Origin of the sequence: Streptosporangium sp. 'caverna', from assembly GCF_003203775.1 — a bacterium.
Taxonomy (GTDB): Bacteria; Actinomycetota; Actinomycetes; order Streptosporangiales; family Streptosporangiaceae; genus Streptosporangium; species Streptosporangium subroseum.
This window is the reverse complement of the sequence record NZ_CP029711.1, coordinates 4,833,741-4,850,429: the sequence shown is the minus strand read 5'-3', so window position 1 is coordinate 4,850,429 and position 16,689 is coordinate 4,833,741. Positions and strand designations below refer to the sequence as shown.

Here is a 16,689-nt window from a genome sequence, read left to right as displayed (position 1 = left end):
GCGCCGCTCTCCGTGAACGCGCCCTCCGGGCGGCCGCGGCGCGTGCTCCCCGGATCCGCCCGCCCGGCCGTGAGCTCGCCAGTAAGCTCCCATGCCATGACCGACGCACAGCCACCGACGATCCGTACCCTCGACTCGACGGTGGTCTACACGAACGCCTGGATGACGGTGCGAGAGGACCGCATCCAGCGCCCCGACGGCTCGCACGGCATCTACGGGGTCGTCGAGCAGGGCAGCTTCGCCGTGGTCATTCCCATGGAGAACGGCGGCTTCCACCTGGTGGAGGAGTATCGCTATCCGATCGGCCGCCGCACCTGGAGCTTCCCCCAGGGCAGCGTCACCGACAGCCCCTCCCCGCAGGCCACCGCCCACACCGAGCTCGCCGAGGAGACCGGTCTCCGGGCGGCGTCGATGATCCATCTCGGCCGCCTGGACAACTCCCACGGCACCAGCGACCAGCGCTTCGACGTCTTCGTGGCCACCGACCTGACCCCCGGCGCCCCCGACCGTGAGCACACCGAGCAGGACATGCGCCAGGGCTGGGTCTCCCAGGCCGAGTTCGAGCGGATGATCCTGCGGGGCACCATCACCGACAGCAGCTCGATCGCCGCCTACACCCTGCTGCGGCTGCGCGAGCCGAGCTGAAAAGGCAGCCGTTCCCGCCGCCTCCTCCCGCAACCACCGCGTCCCGGTCTCGTCGGCGCGGGGTGTGGCGTTGGGGGAGGCGCCCGGCGGGATGGCGCGTACCCCGGCTCAGCGCCGGCGGGGGAGCCGGGGTACGGCACCCCGGGGCCGGGGTTCCGGCCCGGTGAGGCGGGAGAGGGCGATCCGGTAGTTGTTAGCGCTATCACCTGATCGGCGTCAAGAGGTCAGCCGAATCTGTATCCGTTTTCCCAGATAACAGCGTTCCAGGGGAGCCGCGCCCCGATGTCACTTGACATGAAATCTGTTAGCGCAAACACTCGGATATCCTAAGGATAACTTCAACGAGGCGGACAGGTTGACCCAGCACGCATCCGGACCGGACCCCACCAACCGACCCAAAGCCGCCGTCATGGAGGACGTCGCCGAGCGAGCAGGCGTCTCGGCGATGACCGTCTCCCGCGTCCTCAACACCCCCGACAAAGTACGCCCCGACACCCGCGCCCGCGTCCTGGACGCCGTACGCGCCCTCGGCTACCGCCCCAACTTCGCCGCCCGCTCCCTGGTGACCGGCCGCTCCGGAGCACTCGGCGTCGTCAGCTTCGACACCACCCTGTACGGCCCCGCCTCGACCCTCCACGGCATCGAGCAGGCCGCCCGGGCCGACGACTACCTCATCACGATCGTCAGCGTCGGCGCCCTCAACCGCCGCTCCATCGGCGAGGCCGTGAACCGCCTGCGCTTCCAGTCCGTCGACGGCGTCATCATCGTCGCCCCCCACGAATCGGCCGCCGACGGCCTGCGCCACCTACCACCCGACCTGCCCGTCGTCGTGGTCGGCGCCCGCGACAACCTCCCCGTCCCCGTCGCCTCCGTCGACCAGGCCACCGGAGCCGTACGAGCGACCAGACACCTGCTCAGCCTCGGCCACGACACCGTCTGGCACGTCTCGGGACCACAGGACTGGATCGACGCCCGCGCCCGCATCGAAGGCTGGCGATCGGTCCTGCAATCCGAGGACCGCCAGATCCCCGAACCCCTGCTCGGCGACTGGAGCGCCCGCTCCGGATTCGAACACGGCAAACTCCTGGCCCGCGACCCCGAGGTCACCGCGATCTTCGCAGCCAACGACCACATGGCCACCGGAGTACTGCGAGCACTGCGCGAAGCCGGCCGCCGGGTGCCCCAGGACGTCAGCGTCGTCGGCTTCGACGACGTCCCCGAAGCCCCCTACCTGTGGCCGCCGCTGAGCACCGTCAGACAGAACTTCACCGAGGTCGGCCGCCTGTCCTTCCAACTGCTGCTCGACCGGATCGACGGCCGCACCAGCCCGGCCCACCACCTGATCGAACCCGAACTCGTCGTCCGCGAAAGCACCAGCGCCCGCCCACCCCGCTGACCCCCGAAAACCTCACCCGTCCCCGCCACCCGCGCCCAGCCGATCCAGCACCCCGTACGCCGGGTTGCCCTGCGCCGCCCGACGCACCTCACGCGCCGTCGAGGCGACATAGGCCTGCCCGGTGACGATGGAGGAGTGGCCGAGCAACTCCATCAACTCGTGCGCCGAGGCCCCCCGCTCGGCCAGCCGGGTGGCGAACTCATGGCGCAACGCGTGCACCAGGGTGCCTTTCTGCACACGGTCGTGAATACCCGCATACCGGTAGCACTGACGCACCAGATACTGCAGGCCACCCCGCCGCAGAGGCTCATTGGCGGTGTCGACGAGCAGCGCGGCGGAACGGGGGAGCGCGGTGAGGCCGAACCGGCGCAGACGGCTGTCCAGATAACGCTCGATGAGAAACTCGATCGGCGGCTCGATCGGCAGCGAACGGGTCTTGCCGCCCTTGCCGACGACCTGGATCCGCCGGTCACCCGCCGAACCCCCGATCGAGCCCAGCGTCACCCCCAGCAGCTCCGCCGAACGCATCCCCGTCACCAGCGCCAGCCCCAGCACCACCAGATCACGCTCGACCCACGGATCGCGAGCCTTACGAGCCCCCGCGGCGATCCGCTCCAGCAGCTCCGCCGACGCCGTCCCGTCACCCAGAAGAGGCTTGGGCGCCTTGGCCGGCTGCTTGGGACGAGGCACCGCCGCCATGGGATTGCCCTCCAGCATGCCCTCCGACACACAGAAGGTGAGCAACCGGTTCCACGCGGACCACGCCCGGTTGATGCTCGCGGCCGACCTCGGATCGGAGAAGACCGCGAACGCGCCCCTGATGAGACGCCCGTTGAGATGGCGGACCTCGAGGCCGTCGACCGCCACCCCGGCCAGACCCGCGGCGATCTCCCCGACGATCCGCAGATCGCTCTCATACCCCGAGACGGTGTGCGGGGAGAGCTTCCTGGCCCGCAGACAGGAGAGAAACTCCTCAATCGCCTCCGGCAGGCACATCAGCACCAGCGGGTCATGACCACCCATGAGGGCCGCCCCATCCGAGTCAACCTGCTCCCGGCGAAACCCCGGCGAACACAGCAGGACAAACGAAACCGTCCCGCCTCACCGTAGTTGCTCAACGCCCGCCGATCCGCCAGGTACGGACACCGGCACCAAAGAACAAGCTGTACCCCTGCAGACCCCTGCTGATCACCGTCCGCGCGCAGACCCCGCGAAACCGCCACCCACACCGCGGCGTCAACGCCAACCCGTCGGCACCGTCGGAGCCACCTTGCGATACACCTCCGGATACTCCGTCACAATCGCCCAGTCATAGAGCGGATCAGGCTGATTACGCCGCTCGAGAGCAGCCCACAGGGCATGGCCGATCGACAGATCCTCCACCCCGGCCAACTGGCACACCGTGCCGATGTCCCGCGCGGTGACGCGACTGACCTCATCCGACAGATCCGGCTCGGTGACGACGGATACCAGGCCGACCAGACGCGTCCGGGCAGGACCGGGCACGGCCTCGCGGTAGGCCTGGACCAGCACCAAGGCAGGAATGACCAGCGGCCGCTCGTACTCCAGCGCCGCCCCGATCATCGCGGCCGTGTAGACGTCTCCCGACAGATGCAACCGCACCGTACTGACATCCAGCACCAGACCCCGGCCCAGCACCGGATCCGGAACGCTCACGCCGACTCGGGCAACTGCAGGAACCCGCGAATGCGCTCCAGCGCCGCCCGATCCTCGGCGGTGTCGCCAAGCTCCGGAGCACCACCGATACTGGCGTGATAGGCGCGGATCTTCCGATCCCTGTCCACCCGGGCCCGCACGGCGTCCAGAATGTAGGCGGACATGTTGCCGCCGGCGAGCTCACGGACCTGAGCCTCAAGATCCTCGGGCATCGCGACACTGATGCGATTCGTCATACGATCAGCCTACGTTATGCATACCGGCACGCGCCCAAACCCAACGAACCAGCCGCGGTACACCACCGCGCTCCCGGCGGCGATGATCACCCCGAAGCCGACAAGCCCAAAAACCGTACGGCAGCGCCGCCCGGTTACATTGACGCCATGCGCTACGAACGCCTCGGCGACAGCAGCCTCGACATCCCCGCCCTCATCCTCGGCTGCGGCAACTTCGGCGGAATCGGATCCTCTCCCGAACTGTTCGGCCACGGCGACGACAAAAACACCGCCTTCGCCCTCCTCGACCACGCCCTCACCCTCGGCATCACCATGTTCGACACCGCGAACTCCTACGGCGGCGGCCGCTCCGAAGAATGGCTCGGACAATGGGCGGCCGACCGCGGCGTCCGCGACAACACCATCCTGACCACCAAGGTCCGAAACCCCGTCGGACCACGACCACAGGACTCCGGACTGTCACGCCGGCACATCCACGAACAGATCGACGCAAGCCTGCGACGGCTACGCACCGACCGCATCGACCTCTACCTCGCCCACGCCCCCGACCCCTCAACACCCATCGAGGAGACCATAGGCGCCTTCGACGAACTCATCCAGGCAGGAAAAATCCTCCACTACGGCCTCAGCAACTACACCGGCGACACCATCGAACAGACGGCCACCACCGCCCACCGGCTCGGCGCGGCAGGCCCGGCGAACCTGCAGTGCGGCTACAACCTGCTCGACCGCACGGCCGCCGCCGACGCCTTCGACACCTGCTCCCGGCACAACATCGGCCTCACCCCCTACAGCCCCCTCGCCGGCGGCTGGCTGACCGGAAAATACCGCGCCGACCAGCCGTTTCCCGAAGGCTCACGAATGACACTGCGCCCCGACTGGTACGGCCACCTGTCCAACGACGCGACCTTCACCATCCTGAAGAACCTCGAAAACGCCGCCGCCGAACGCGACCTGTCACTGCCGACGATGGCACTGGCATGGGCCCTGACCGACCCGGCCGTCACCGCCCTGGTCATCGGCGCACGCTCACCCGAACAGCTCACCAGCATGTGCGCCGCCCTCGACGTCCCACTCACCCCACCCGAACGCGCCACGATCACCCGCATAGCCGACGGCCGGCCCGGCTGACCACGTCCGGACACCGGACGGGCGAGCACCGGCGGCGACGACGACCGGCGCATCCCACTCGATCCGATGGGGCTGCTCACCGACCGGCGCCATCCGGCCGCCGCAGTGAAATCGAGTCCGAGGAACAGCGGTGCAACCAAGTCCGGCATCGATGACCAGTCCGCCCAGGCAGACGGCGATCGCATCGCCCAGATCGAAGGCGGCGACGTTGACGGTGGGGCCAGGGTGGGGGAGGCCTCCGCGGTGTCGAACTCCCGGAGTCTGCAGCGGAGCCACGGTGGCGAAGCCGAAACCGCCCGGCAACGCGATGGCGACCGCGACCTGGGCGGCGACGGTGAAAGCGAACACCGATGGTGCGGGACTGCCAACCCGAGTTGTTCTTCCGGGGACCGCCGGTTTAGAGTTCCAGGCAGCGTCGCGTGTCGATGACGGACTGCGTCAGGCATGGAGGCGTCGGATCCGGAAGGTGGTCATCATGACCCTTCCCCCGTTCCCCACCCATGGGTGAGAGCGAGAAGAACAGGCTCATAGCCTGGAACCTCGAACTGCAGGCGGCACACCAACGCCTGCATCGAGCACTGCGCCTCGTACGCGAATCCCTGAAAGCCGGGGACACCGCCTCGGCACGGGCAGACCTCCTGCTGTACTGCAAGGGATTCTGCGCCGCCCTCGACGGACATCACATGCGCGAGGACATCGGGCTCTTTCCCGAACTGTCCACGCGCCATCCGTCGCTGCGGCCCACGATCGCCAAGCTCCAGCAGGACCACGAGATGATCGCGATGCTGCTCGGGCGGCTGGACCACGCGATCACCTCGGACGCCACGCCGAGCGAGCTGGCCGGGCACCTGGACGGCCTCTCCGCGATCATGGAGTCCCATTTCCGGTACGAGGAGCGCGAACTCCTGGGCGTCCTGTCGACCCTGGACCTCGAGGCCGATCCGCATGACCTCCTCGGACCGCTCTGATCACTCTGATCGCGGCCTTCCATCCCGTCGTACCGCCCCTGACTCGACGAGACCCTCCTCATTTCCTCCGTACCGAAAGACGACTCATGCCCGACACGCTTTCACCTTTTCCCGCCTTCTCACCGGACCCGTACGTGCACCCGGTCAACCAGCCGATCGTCACCGAGTTCCGAGCCAACCACGGATCTGTCGGCGGCCCTTTCACCGGAGCCGACCTTCTCCTGCTCACCACGCTCGGCGCCCGCTCGGGACGCCCGGCGACCTCCCCGCTGACCTACTTCCGCGACGGTGAGCGCCTGCTCGTCGTCGCATCGGCAGGCGGATCTCCTCGCCACCCGTCCTGGTACCACAACCTGTGCTCCCATCCTGAGGCCGTCATCGAGCTGGGCGACCACACCCTCACCGTTCACGCCGCTGTCACCGAAGGCGCCGAACGCGACGCCCTCTTCGAAAAGATCACCGTCCTGGCTCCCGGCTACCTCGACTACCAGGCCACAGCGGGGCGGTCGATCCCCGTTGTCGCCCTGACCCCGACCGGCCCCGCCACCACACCCTGACCGCAGAACGTCAAGGACGTCGCTCAGGGAGGACGTGCCGGCCGTCTACCGGAGCCTGCTCGAAAGACCCCAAATCAACGACAGAACCGACAGAAAACCCCCATCGGAATGCAGGCCCATCGGCGGAGGCCACCGCCAGGGGAGTGGCCCACCCAACAACACGGGGGGAGTGGCGGACACGACGACCTCCCCGCCACCGCCGACGGCGGGAGCCCGCGGGTGAGCGACGCGGGATCGAAGCTCCAGATGGCCGTTCAACAGCGGGGGCGGCACGACACCTCACCTCTCTGGCCGCCCCCGCCACCTGCCGCACCGGCTCATGTCGGTCTGCGTCGCCGAGCCCAGGGGAGTGGCACCGCAGACCCGCGACCGTACTCAGATCGGTGATCGTACTCGTGAGCCGGAACTCACGACCAGAGATCGCCAAGTACGGTCGCCGCACGCATCACGACAATCCCATCGGCCGATCCGGCGAAATAGTCCATATAGTCCGGTTCGCACGAAGCGCGCTCATCGTCCTTCCGGCACAGCCGAAGTGGAAAGGCGCGGGAGCCGGGGCCGATGATGGCGAACCCACGGATCGGATCGGTTACGTGAGACGCGAACCAGGCTTAACAGGGCAGGGAAGCAGGTGAATCCGACACCAAGAGGGCAGTCCCAAGTGATGCATAAGTGTGATTATGCATCAAATGCGCGAAACGGCCAGGCCGGGAAAGCGGCAGCTCATCCGGCTCGGCGCCCACGGTTTTTCACCCACCCATCACGCCCGATCCCTCCAGCCGCACGTTCCAGATTGCGTACGCCGCAGATCATCGGGCTCACGAGGCGCCGAAACGGCCAAATTCATGATCGATTGCCGTGGCGGCCGACTGCGGAGCAATCTTGCCGGGATGTCCGAAAAACGATCTAGATCGGCCATCTGAGTGATCTCTAGGGGCGTTCCCCCGCGCGCCGGCAAAAAGCTCAGCTTGCCGGGGCGGTCCGCCGGGAAGGAATCACCTCGAGGCGGCGGCCGGACGGCGCTCCGGCGACTCCATGGCGCCGCCGACCCCCATCGGCCATGTTCAGGCAAAGAGATCCTTAACAGTACAGAAGGGTAATTCTGTCTGGTTAAGGATTTATCTATACGAAAGCCATCAAAGGGTCGCTTACCCTGCGGGTGTCCCGTCTCGGTGGACCTGGTCCCCAGGCCTCATCCATCTGGTCCAGGACGCGTTCTTGTCTCACTGGATCTGCTCCATGGCGCAGGTCCTCTCATCGGATCAAGCGAGACTGAGAAGGTATCCCCCAAGCTCCCCTCTCGATCTTCGCAAGGCTCCTGGGGCCCGGCCGGACCACCTACCGGGCCCTCTTGAAGTTCAACACCCGACCGCCCTGGAGAAGTCGCCATGACCATGCCTGAGCACGTCACGACCTGGCACGATGCTCGCTACGACATGCCCGTCAGCCGGCAGCTGGAGCGCTACAACGAGCTGGCCGCCAAGAACGCATCGGCTCGCGCCCGGATCGAGCTGGTGACCCGAGGGATGTATGACCCCGCCCGGCATGGGGCCGATGACCGGCCTTCGCTCACCGTGGCCGAGCACATCGAGCTGCTGGCGCTGGCGGAGTGCATCGCGCGTACCGTGCGTCATCCCTCGAACGTCCACCACGCGTTGCTGGCCGGGGTCACCTGGGCTGATATCGCCCGCGTTCTCGACTCCGATGAGCTCACCGTCCGGCGGGACTACCAGGTGTGGGCCGACGACCAGTATGACCTCAACCAGCGCTACCCCGACCGCGGCATGACCGTCGACGAGCACGCCGCCGCGACCGCCAGAGTCGCGGAGGGCGTTGGAGACCCCTGCTGAGCAGAACACCGGCGACGGGCCACTCGGAGCGGATTCGGCGAGACGGCATCCTCTGCGGTGTCTCGCCCAATCCGCTCCGGCGCGGGCAGAATCACTGAGCTTGGACCAGATCGGATGAGACAGGACATCTGTAGGTATCCCTCCCCGCCGAACCCGGTCCGCGTCTCATGTGAGTCTCATACGGCCGGTCCGATCCGCACCGTGTGAGGCGACCCGAGCGTTTCACCGGCGTGCCACGCCCCTAGGCTTTGTGCGTGCCGCGCTTCGAGGTCGTTACGCATGTCATGGCGCCACCGGGTCTGGTTTTCGATATCTCGCTGGACGTGGGTGTCCATACCGCCTCGATGGCAGGGTCGTCCGAAGAGGCGGTCGGTGGAGTGACCGCAGGTGGCTTGGAGCTCGGTGAGAGTGTCACCTGGCAGGCGCGGCACTTCGGTATGCGCTGGCGGATGACTTCCATGATCAGCGCTTACGACCGGCCGCGGTATTTCGTCGACGAGCAGGTGTCCGGCCCTTTCAAGCGCTGGTACCACGCTCATCATTTCCGGTCCGACGGTCGCGGCGGCACGATGATGAGCGATGTTGTCGACTTCGCCGCGCCTTTTGGCCCTCTTGGGACCGTCGCCGAGGTCCTGGGGCTTCGCCGCTACATGCTGGTGTTGATCCGGGTCCGGAATCAGCATGTCAAACAGGTCGCCGAAACCGCTTCCGCCGCCGGGTGACGATCTCTCTTTCAGGTTTCGCCGGCGGCCCCTTCTGCCGGTGAGGAGGAGACCCGGTTCACCGGGTGGGTCGTTCCGGGTCGTGGCGTGCTCAGGTGTCGCGGGTCTGCGGTGCCACTCCCCTGGGTTCGGCGACGCAGGCCGGCGTGAGCGGGTGTGGCAGGTGGCGGGGGCGGCCAAGAGGTGTTGTGCCGCCCCCGCTGCTGGGCGGTTATCTGGGGGTGGGGATCAGGTAGATCTGTTGGGTTCCGTCGCGCTGGGTCCGGGTGGCTGCCCGGTCGCTGGTGAAGACCACGAAGCCGTGGCCGATGGAGGGGAACGTGCCGTTGCCGAGGGTGGTGAGCTGCACGGGTGGGGTCCATCCCGAGCGGCGGTCGAGGCGGGAGGTGAACACCTTCCATCGCCAGTCGGCCGAGCGGGTGTCGTACCAGACCGCGCGTACGGAGTTGTCGGGGTCCTGGCTCAGGCGTGGCCGCTGGCTCATGGCGTCGGGGTTGAGGCCGACGGGTTCGGAGGGCGACCAGGTTCTGCCGCCGTCGGCCGATCGGCTGGCGCGCAGTGACAGGTTGGCGCCGGAGCTCTTCAGTGCCTTGGTCTCCCACATGACGACGAATGTGCCGTCGTGGTCGGTGGTGACGCTCGGGTGCCGGTCGGCGGCGTCGGTGGCGGCGCTGACCTGTACGGGTTCGGTCCAGTTGCGGCTGCCTGTGGCGCGGGTGCTTGCCAGGATCTGCCAGTTGTCCGGGTCGGTGCCGGTGGGTGTCTGGCCGGGTGCCGGGGTGTGTCCGGTCCAGAGTGGGTCGGGGTCGAATCGGTTGTCCTGCCAGGTCACCATGATGCTGCGGTCGGCTGCGACGGTGATGGCGGGGAACAGCGAGGCGGGGTATTTCGGGGATCTGGCGTCGGTGGCGGGGGTGCCGGGGTCGGTGGTCTTGCCGGGGGCCGACAGGTTGACGGGGGTTTTGTCGAGGCCTATCACCTGTGCGTAGACGTCGAAGGCGCCGGTGCTGTTGTCGGCCCATGCGACGACGGGGTATTTTCCGGCGAGCACTGACAGGGCGGGGTGGATCGCGCGGCCTCTGCCGTTGGTCAGGCGGGTGGCGGGTTCGAAGGTGCGTCCTGCGTTGCGGCTGTGGCGCAGGAAGATCTCTGGCTGGTGGGGTTGTTCGCGGCCTTGGGAGTCCTGCCATACGACCCAGACGTCGTCGCCGGATACCGCGATGCGTGGGGAGCAGGCGGTGGATGATCCTGCGGACAGTTCGACCGTGTGGGTGGTGTGGCCGTGGGGTTCGATGCGGCGGTAGAGGATCGAGGTCTTGTGGTCGCGGTGTGTTTCGGCGACGACGTGGGCGGTGTTGCCCTGTCCTGCGACGTCGGCGTAACCGGTGAACTGCCCGTTTTCGCCGAGTGCCGGGGTGGCGTGGTCGTTGCGGGTTTCGGCGGGTGGGAGGGCGATCTCGGGGGTGGGTTCCGCGGGTGTGCGCAGGGAGATGAAGACGGGTGAGGTGGCCGCGCGCAGTTGGTCGGGCAGGGTCGGGTCGGCGTCGCGTCCGGACAGTGCTCCGGGTGCGCGGACTTCGGCCCGGTACCAGTTGTGGACGGCGCCGAGGGTGAAGGGGATGAGGTAGGTCTGGTCGGCGGTGTCGGGGGTGAAGGTCGCGAGGGGGCCGGCCGAGCGTCCGGGTGAGGCGTAGATGAGGACTCTGGTGCCGGCGCCGCTGCGGATTCGTACGCGGAGCCGGGCCTTTTTTGGCAGTTTGCGGTCGCGGACGATCACTTCGTCGCCGCCGATGGCTTCGAATGCGCCGTCGCCGTCGACGTCGGCCTCGATGGTGACGAACGGTCCCTGGGGGGTGGCTGAGACGGAGGTGCGTCCGGCGCGGATCGCGTCGAGGATTCCGCGTACGGAGCGCTGGGAGGCGAATACCCAGGTGGTCGGCTGGCCGGGGCTGGCGGTGCCCCAGAGTTCACGGAAGTGGCAGTCGCTGGCTCCGACGGCGCCGAATCGGAAGCCGTTGTTCCATCGGTTCTCGGTGTAGTCGATTTGCGCGTCGGGGTTGGAGGCGACGTTCCATACCTCGACGGTGTTCATTCCCTGGGCGCTGGCGTTGTCGGTGGGTCCGGTGGCGGGGGTGTATTCACCGTCGTCGGGGTGGGCCGTCGACCAGGCGGCGTCTTGGGCGTGGGCGTCCCAGATCGACTGTTGCACGTGCCGGAATGCCGGGGAGCCGGGTGGGTTGGCCCCGTCGACGATGGTGTCGATGGCGCCGAGCACGATGGCGTGGGGGGATCCGTTGGCTTCCTCGCCGGGGATGAGCAGCAGTTTCGAGGATTGCCACTGGGGGTCCCAGTGCTGGTCGTAGGTGCGGTGGTCGGTCAGGGGCAGGAAGTCCAGGCCGATGCGTTCGGCTTCGCCGATCTGGTCGGAGAGGGGGAGGTTTCCGGGGAGGGTCTGCTTGGAGGTCTGGCGTGGGAGGCTGCCGTCGGCTGAGTGGTCGTCGTGTGCGTGGGTCTCCCCTGCCAGCCATTGGCCCTGGGGTGTGGTGTGCTGTGCGGACGTGGTCGCGGGTGTGGGTGTCTGCTCCGTTGCGGAGGCCGACGCCGGTTCCGTGGTCAGTCCGGAGGCCGCGATCACGGTCCCACCGACGATCATGAATTGCCTGCGGTTCAATCCCACTGACGTTCCCTATCTGTTGCCTGTTCGGGGCCGACGGTGCCGGTTGGCGGCAAGGTCGGTGGAACGTTAGCGGGGTCGGTCTTTCGGGGGCTGAACGGCACCGGAAGCCATAATGTCCGGATTGTGAATCAATGCGGCGTTCTGTCCGTGGTGGGTCGCCCCGTACGGCCCGGCGCCGGCGCGATCCGACTCACGGGTGGAGCTGCGCTTCGCCGACGAGGTCGGCCACGCCGGGAAGCCGGAGGGCATCGGGTACGTCGATCCGCTGCCGGGTGGCGGCGCTGAGGCCGGGATGACGGAAGCGGACGCGCGGCGTGATGCGGCGTGCACACCGTTTTCGTCGGGTCTGCGGGCGCGATCGGACGCGGACGAGACTCTTCTATAGGTGTTACGCGTGCGGGCATGCGTGATCGTCTACCTTGAGGGGGTGGATGTGATCGGCGATCTCCTGAACGAGGTACGGGCGCGCGGCGAGGTGTTCGGCCGGTCGCCGGCCTCTCCCCCGTGGTCGCTGCGGTTCGCGGCCCGGGCTCCGCTGTCGCTGGCGACGACGGTTCACGGTGAGGCGTGGGTGGTGCCCGCCGGAGGCGAGGCGCGGCTGCTGCGGCCGGGCGATGTGGCACTGGTGCGCAGCGACAGGGCGTTCGTGATCGCCGACTCACCCGGCACTCCCCCGCAGCGGGTCGTCCACGGCGAGGACCGCGCGGGCGAGATGAGTGAGCTGGACCGGGGCGTCCGAGCCGGCGGCGGGTGCCTGCTGGTGACCGGCGCCTACCAGCTGGGCGGCGAGTTGTCGCAGCGGCTGCTGGACGTGCTACCGCAGGTGCTGGTGGTGCCGGGCGGCGACGTGCGGCTGGGCCCGCCGCTGGAGCTGGTCTGCGCGGAGGTGAGCGGTTCGGCGCCGGGACGGCAGGTGGTGCTGGACCGGCTGCTGGACGTGCTGCTGGTGGTGGCGCTGCGCGCGTGGTTCGCCCGGGAGGAGGCCGATGCGCCCAGCTGGTATGCGGCGCTGAGCGATCCGCGGATCGGCCGGGCGCTGCGGATGATTCACGACGCTCCAGCGGCGGGGTGGACGGTGGCGGCGCTGGCCGATGCGGTGGGAATGTCACGGGCGGCCTTCGCCCGCAGGTTCACCGCGCTGGTGAGGCAGCCCCCGCTGGCGTATGTGACCGAGTGGCGGATGGCGCTGGCGGCGGATCTGCTGGCACGGCGGGAGACGACGGTGGCGGCGGCGGCCCGCCAGGTGGGTTACGCCGACGCGTTCGGTTTCAGTGCGGCGTTCAAGCGGGTGCGCGGGGTGAGCCCGAGCACGCTGCGGCTGCCCGGATGATCGGCGGCATCGGCGGCATCGGCGGAGATGTGTCCGGACGCGGTGACGCGGTAGGTGGCGGTGCGGCGGGCGGCGCGCTCACAGTGTGGCCGCCGCCCGTGGTGGGTGGCGGGATTGTTGTGGTGCCGGCCGGTGGGGCCGGCGCGTTCGAGGAAGGGTGTTCCTGAGATCATGCGGCCAGCGGATCTGAATCGTCTCACCGTGCAGGAGTCGGCCGATCGTTATGTGGAGCTGGTCCGGGCCAAGACGCTGACGGGCGCCCTGTCCATGGCGACGGCGGAGGTCTACGCGCGTGATGTGGCCACCTTCGTGGCCCTCGCGGGTGAGGAGACGGTCCTGGACGATCTGACGGGTGAGGATATGGACGCCATCTTGCTGGCGTTCGCGCGCAAGCCTGACGGGCGGCGGGCCGTACCGGACGGCGGCCTGCAGTCGGCCTCCTCGCAGTCGAGGTTTCGGCGGTCGATCTCGGCGTTGTTCAAGCACGCGACGCTGACGGGCTGGGTGCAGATCAATCCGATGGCGCTGACGACGGTGACGGCCAGGGAGCGCGGGGGTCTGCGCCCGGAGCGGCGGGCGCTGACCCGTGAGCAGGCCCAGGGGCTGATCGGCGCGGCGGTCGATCTCGGCGGCCGCGGCGGCGGCCCGGATGACCGTGGCCGTGAGGGGGGCCCGGAGGGCGGCGACGATGACGGTCCGGCGCCGGCCGTTCAGCGCTCCCAGCGTCGTGATCAGCATACGGAGCTGCGGGACGGGCTGATCGTGTTGCTTCTGTCGACGATGGGGCCGCGGGTGTCGGAGCTGGTGCGGGCGAACGTGGAGGATTTCTACACCAACGACGGGGTGCGTTACTGGCGGATCTTCGGCAAGGGCGGCAAGACGCGTGATGTGCCGCTGCCCGGTGATGTGGCCCGGGTGCTGGAGGCGTATCTGGAGCGGGGCAGGCCGGCGACGCAGGACAAGGCGTTGCTGCTGTCGTGGCGGGGCAGGCGTCTGGCGCGGGGCGACGTGCAGGCGGTGATCGACCGGGTGCAGCGGCGGGTGGATCCCGACCGGCGGCGTTCGGTGACCCCGCACGGTCTGCGGCACACCACCGCCACGCATCTGCTGGCCGATGCGGTCGACATGGACGCGGTACGGCGGGTGCTGGGTCACAGTGACCTGGCGACGCTGGGCCGCTACCGCGATGAGCTGCCCGGGGAGCTGGAGGTGGCGATGCGCTCCCATCCGTTGCTGCGCAAGCCCTCAAAGGGCGCGTGACGCCCGGCCGCCGACGGCGATGAGACCCGCTGCGGCCGGGGGCTACCCGCCGGCCGCTGTGGAGGCGTCGCCTTCGACCGTCTCGGGGCCAGGTTTTCGCGGGCGCTCTCCTTGAGCCGTGCGCGTCTCCAGGGCCGTCCGTTCAGTAGACACGGCCGAGGCCGTACTCCGTCGTAAGTCAACTGACAGGTGCGCGTCACCCACGGATAGGGCGATGGTGGTCATTGACCGAATGATGCCTTTTTTGAGGCTCGTCGCATGATTCATCGGGGGAAGCACTCCATGTCTGATATCCAGCCCACGCTCGAACCGGCCGCCCAGGCCTTCGCGGACGCGACAAGCAAACCGCCGTTCCTTTACGACCTGGGCCCCATCGAGGGCCGCAAGGCCGTCGACGGCGTCCAGGACGGTGACTTCGCGGTGCCGGACACCGACGTCAAGGACCTGGTCATCTCCGGCGGGCCGTCCGGCACCGTCTCCATCCGCATCTTCTCCCCCGCCGGTAGCAGCGGGGTCCTCCCCGTCGTCCTCTACACCCACGGCGCGGGATGGGTGTTCGGCAACGCCCACACCCACAACCGGCTGGTGCGCGAGCTCACCGTCCGGGCCGAGGCGGCAACGGTCTTCGTCAACTACAGCCTGTCGCCGGAGGCCCGGTACCCCACCGCGCTGGAGGAGATCTACGCCGCGCTGCAGTGGATCACCGAGCACGGAGCCGAGCACGGTCTGGACGCCGGCCGTATCGCGGTCGCGGGCGACTCGGTCGGCGGCAACATGACCGCGGCCATCACCATCCTCGCCAAGCAGCGCGGCGGTCCGGCCCTGGCCGGGCAGCTCCTGTTCTACCCGGTCACCGACGCCTCCTTCGACACCGGCTCCTACCTGCAGTTCGCCGAGGGCTACTTCCTCAGCCGCGAGGGCATGCGCTGGTTCTGGGACCAGTACACCACCGACCCCGAAGAGCGAGCGCAGATCACCGCCTCTCCCCTGCGCGCGAGCCTGGAGGAACTGGCCGGGCTGCCCCCGGCGCTGGTCATCGTGGGCGAGGCCGACGTCCTGCGCGACGAGGGCGAGGCCTACGCCGCCAAGCTCCGCGCCGCGGGCGTCCCCACCACGGCGGTGCGCTACCAGGGCATCATCCACGACTTCGTGATGGTCAACGCGATGCGTGACACCCACGCCGCTCAGGCCGCCACCCGCCAGGGCGGCGAGTTCCTCCGCGACGTCCTTCACCCCTGACCCTCCAGCAGATCGAGGACTCATCATGACCAAGCCCACCGTGGTACTGGTGCACGGCGCCTTCGCCGACGCCTCCAGCTTCGCCCTCCTCATTCCCGAGCTGCTCGCCGAGGGGATCTCCGTCCTGGCGCCGGCCGTCCCCAACCGCAGCCTCAGCGGTGACGCCGCCTACATCGCCTCCCTCGTCCGTCAGATCCCCGGCCCCGTGGTGCTGGTCGGGCACTCCTACGGCGGCGCGGTCATCACCGTCGCGGGCATGGAGGACAACGTCACCGCCCTGGTCTACCTGGCGGGGTACGCGCTGGAGAAGGGCGAGAGCCTGGGTGAGCTGCAGGGCGCCTTTCCCGACTCGCCGCTGGCCGCGGCGCTCCTGCAGAGGACCTACCCCGTCGACGGGAGCACCCAGCCGGGTACGGAGGTGTCCGTCGACCTCGCGCAGTTCCCCGCGATCTTCGCCGCCGACGTCGCACCGGAACTGGCCAGGGTGCTGGCGGTGTCGCAACGCCCGCTCGCCGCCGCCGCGTTCGGCGAGCCGGCCTCGGCGGCGGCGTGGAAGACCAAGCCGTCCTGGGGTGTGGTGTCCACCTCCGACCGCACCATCAACCCCGACGTCGAGCGGTTCGGGTACCAGCGCGCCGGCATGACGACCGTCGAGATCGACTCCTCGCACCTGGTGATGCTGTCGCACCCCAAGGAAGTCGCCGCCCTCATCCGCGACACCATCAACGCCACCACGGCCTGACCACCCACCAGGTCCAGGGCCACAGGCGCCCGGCAGAAGGCGCCTGTGGCTTCTTTCGGTCGCGTCGGCAGGCGCGGGGGCACCGGCCGACGCGACCGTCTCGCACCCGTGATCGGGTTTCCCCCGCAGCTCCCCCGCACCCGATCGGCCGCCCGCGGGCTGAACGGAACCTGTGCGTGGCGGGCATATTCTGCCTGCTGTTCTTCCTGGTGCATCAGTGCTCATGAGGGTTCACTGATGACGACGGAACGCGCCTCTT

15 protein-coding genes are annotated in these 16,689 nt (G+C 68.6%); 11 read left to right on the top strand and 4 right to left on the bottom strand.

The window, feature by feature from the left end:
* Positions 1 to 96 precede the first annotated feature (96 nt).
* Both DKM19_RS21360 and DKM19_RS21355 read left to right on the top strand, forming a co-directional pair.
* Complete coding sequence (locus tag DKM19_RS21360) at positions 97 to 645, top strand: NUDIX hydrolase (protein ID WP_110697757.1); 549 nt, start codon at positions 97 to 99, stop codon at positions 643 to 645.
* A gap of 355 nt (positions 646 to 1,000) precedes the next feature.
* Positions 1,001 to 2,041 carry a LacI family DNA-binding transcriptional regulator gene (locus DKM19_RS21355; protein WP_239514362.1) on the top strand — a complete coding sequence of 347 codons (1,041 nt, stop codon included), beginning with the start codon at positions 1,001 to 1,003 and terminating at the stop codon, positions 2,039 to 2,041.
* Positions 2,042 to 2,053: 12 nt separating this feature from the next.
* Here DKM19_RS21355 and DKM19_RS21350 read toward each other — a convergent pair whose 3' ends face one another.
* From DKM19_RS21350 to DKM19_RS21340, 3 genes are all read right to left on the bottom strand, one after another.
* Positions 2,054 to 3,064: a tyrosine-type recombinase/integrase gene (locus tag DKM19_RS21350; protein ID WP_110697755.1), complete on the bottom strand. Its 1,011-nt coding sequence runs from the start codon at positions 3,062 to 3,064 to the stop codon at positions 2,054 to 2,056.
* Between the two features lie 213 nt (positions 3,065 to 3,277).
* Complete coding sequence (locus DKM19_RS21345) at positions 3,278 to 3,718, bottom strand: hypothetical protein (RefSeq protein WP_110697753.1); 441 nt, start codon at positions 3,716 to 3,718, stop codon at positions 3,278 to 3,280.
* Positions 3,715 to 3,954: a hypothetical protein gene (locus DKM19_RS21340; protein ID WP_089211749.1), complete on the bottom strand. Its 240-nt coding sequence runs from the start codon at positions 3,952 to 3,954 to the stop codon at positions 3,715 to 3,717. Before DKM19_RS21340 ends, DKM19_RS21345 begins: the two co-directional genes overlap by 4 nt.
* Before the next feature lie 147 nt (positions 3,955 to 4,101).
* On the opposite strand from DKM19_RS21340, the gene DKM19_RS21335 reads away from it, so the two are divergent.
* The 5 genes from DKM19_RS21335 to DKM19_RS21315 all read left to right on the top strand — a co-directional run bounded on the left by DKM19_RS21335 (position 4,102) and on the right by DKM19_RS21315 (position 9,182).
* Positions 4,102 to 5,085: an aldo/keto reductase gene (locus tag DKM19_RS21335; protein WP_110697751.1), complete on the top strand. Its 984-nt coding sequence runs from the start codon at positions 4,102 to 4,104 to the stop codon at positions 5,083 to 5,085.
* A 500-nt stretch (positions 5,086 to 5,585) separates the two neighbouring features.
* The gene (locus tag DKM19_RS21330) at positions 5,586 to 6,053 is read left to right on the top strand and encodes a hemerythrin domain-containing protein (RefSeq protein WP_110697749.1); all 468 of its coding nucleotides are present in this window, start codon (positions 5,586 to 5,588) and stop codon (positions 6,051 to 6,053) included.
* 86 nt (positions 6,054 to 6,139) lie between these two features.
* Positions 6,140 to 6,610: a nitroreductase family deazaflavin-dependent oxidoreductase gene (locus tag DKM19_RS21325; protein WP_110697747.1), complete on the top strand. Its 471-nt coding sequence runs from the start codon at positions 6,140 to 6,142 to the stop codon at positions 6,608 to 6,610.
* 1,388 nt (positions 6,611 to 7,998) lie between these two features.
* Positions 7,999 to 8,460, top strand: a complete 462-nt coding sequence (locus DKM19_RS21320) for a hypothetical protein (protein WP_110697745.1) — start codon at positions 7,999 to 8,001, stop codon at positions 8,458 to 8,460.
* 254 nt (positions 8,461 to 8,714) lie between these two features.
* Positions 8,715 to 9,182 carry an SRPBCC family protein gene (locus tag DKM19_RS21315; protein WP_110705865.1) on the top strand — a complete coding sequence of 156 codons (468 nt, stop codon included), beginning with the start codon at positions 8,715 to 8,717 and terminating at the stop codon, positions 9,180 to 9,182.
* A 211-nt stretch (positions 9,183 to 9,393) separates the two neighbouring features.
* On the opposite strand, the gene DKM19_RS21310 is transcribed toward DKM19_RS21315, so the two are convergent.
* Positions 9,394 to 11,853 (bottom strand): CehA/McbA family metallohydrolase, encoded by a 2,460-nt coding sequence (locus DKM19_RS21310; RefSeq protein WP_162641652.1) that lies wholly within the window; start codon positions 11,851 to 11,853, stop codon positions 9,394 to 9,396.
* A gap of 400 nt (positions 11,854 to 12,253) precedes the next feature.
* Here DKM19_RS21310 and DKM19_RS21300 point away from each other — a divergent pair, with 400 nt between their 5' ends.
* The 4 genes from DKM19_RS21300 to DKM19_RS21285 all read left to right on the top strand — a co-directional run bounded on the left by DKM19_RS21300 (position 12,254) and on the right by DKM19_RS21285 (position 16,430).
* Positions 12,254 to 13,189: an AraC family transcriptional regulator gene (locus DKM19_RS21300; RefSeq protein WP_239514361.1), complete on the top strand. Its 936-nt coding sequence runs from the start codon at positions 12,254 to 12,256 to the stop codon at positions 13,187 to 13,189.
* 171 nt (positions 13,190 to 13,360) lie between these two features.
* On the top strand, positions 13,361 to 14,449 hold the full coding sequence (locus DKM19_RS21295) for a tyrosine-type recombinase/integrase (RefSeq protein ID WP_110697739.1): 1,089 nt from the start codon (positions 13,361 to 13,363) through the stop codon (positions 14,447 to 14,449).
* 282 nt (positions 14,450 to 14,731) lie between these two features.
* The gene (locus DKM19_RS21290) at positions 14,732 to 15,688 is read left to right on the top strand and encodes an alpha/beta hydrolase (protein ID WP_110697737.1); all 957 of its coding nucleotides are present in this window, start codon (positions 14,732 to 14,734) and stop codon (positions 15,686 to 15,688) included.
* Positions 15,689 to 15,713: 25 nt separating this feature from the next.
* Positions 15,714 to 16,430: an alpha/beta fold hydrolase gene (locus tag DKM19_RS21285; RefSeq protein ID WP_110697735.1), complete on the top strand. Its 717-nt coding sequence runs from the start codon at positions 15,714 to 15,716 to the stop codon at positions 16,428 to 16,430.
* Positions 16,431 to 16,689: the final 259 nt, after the last annotated feature.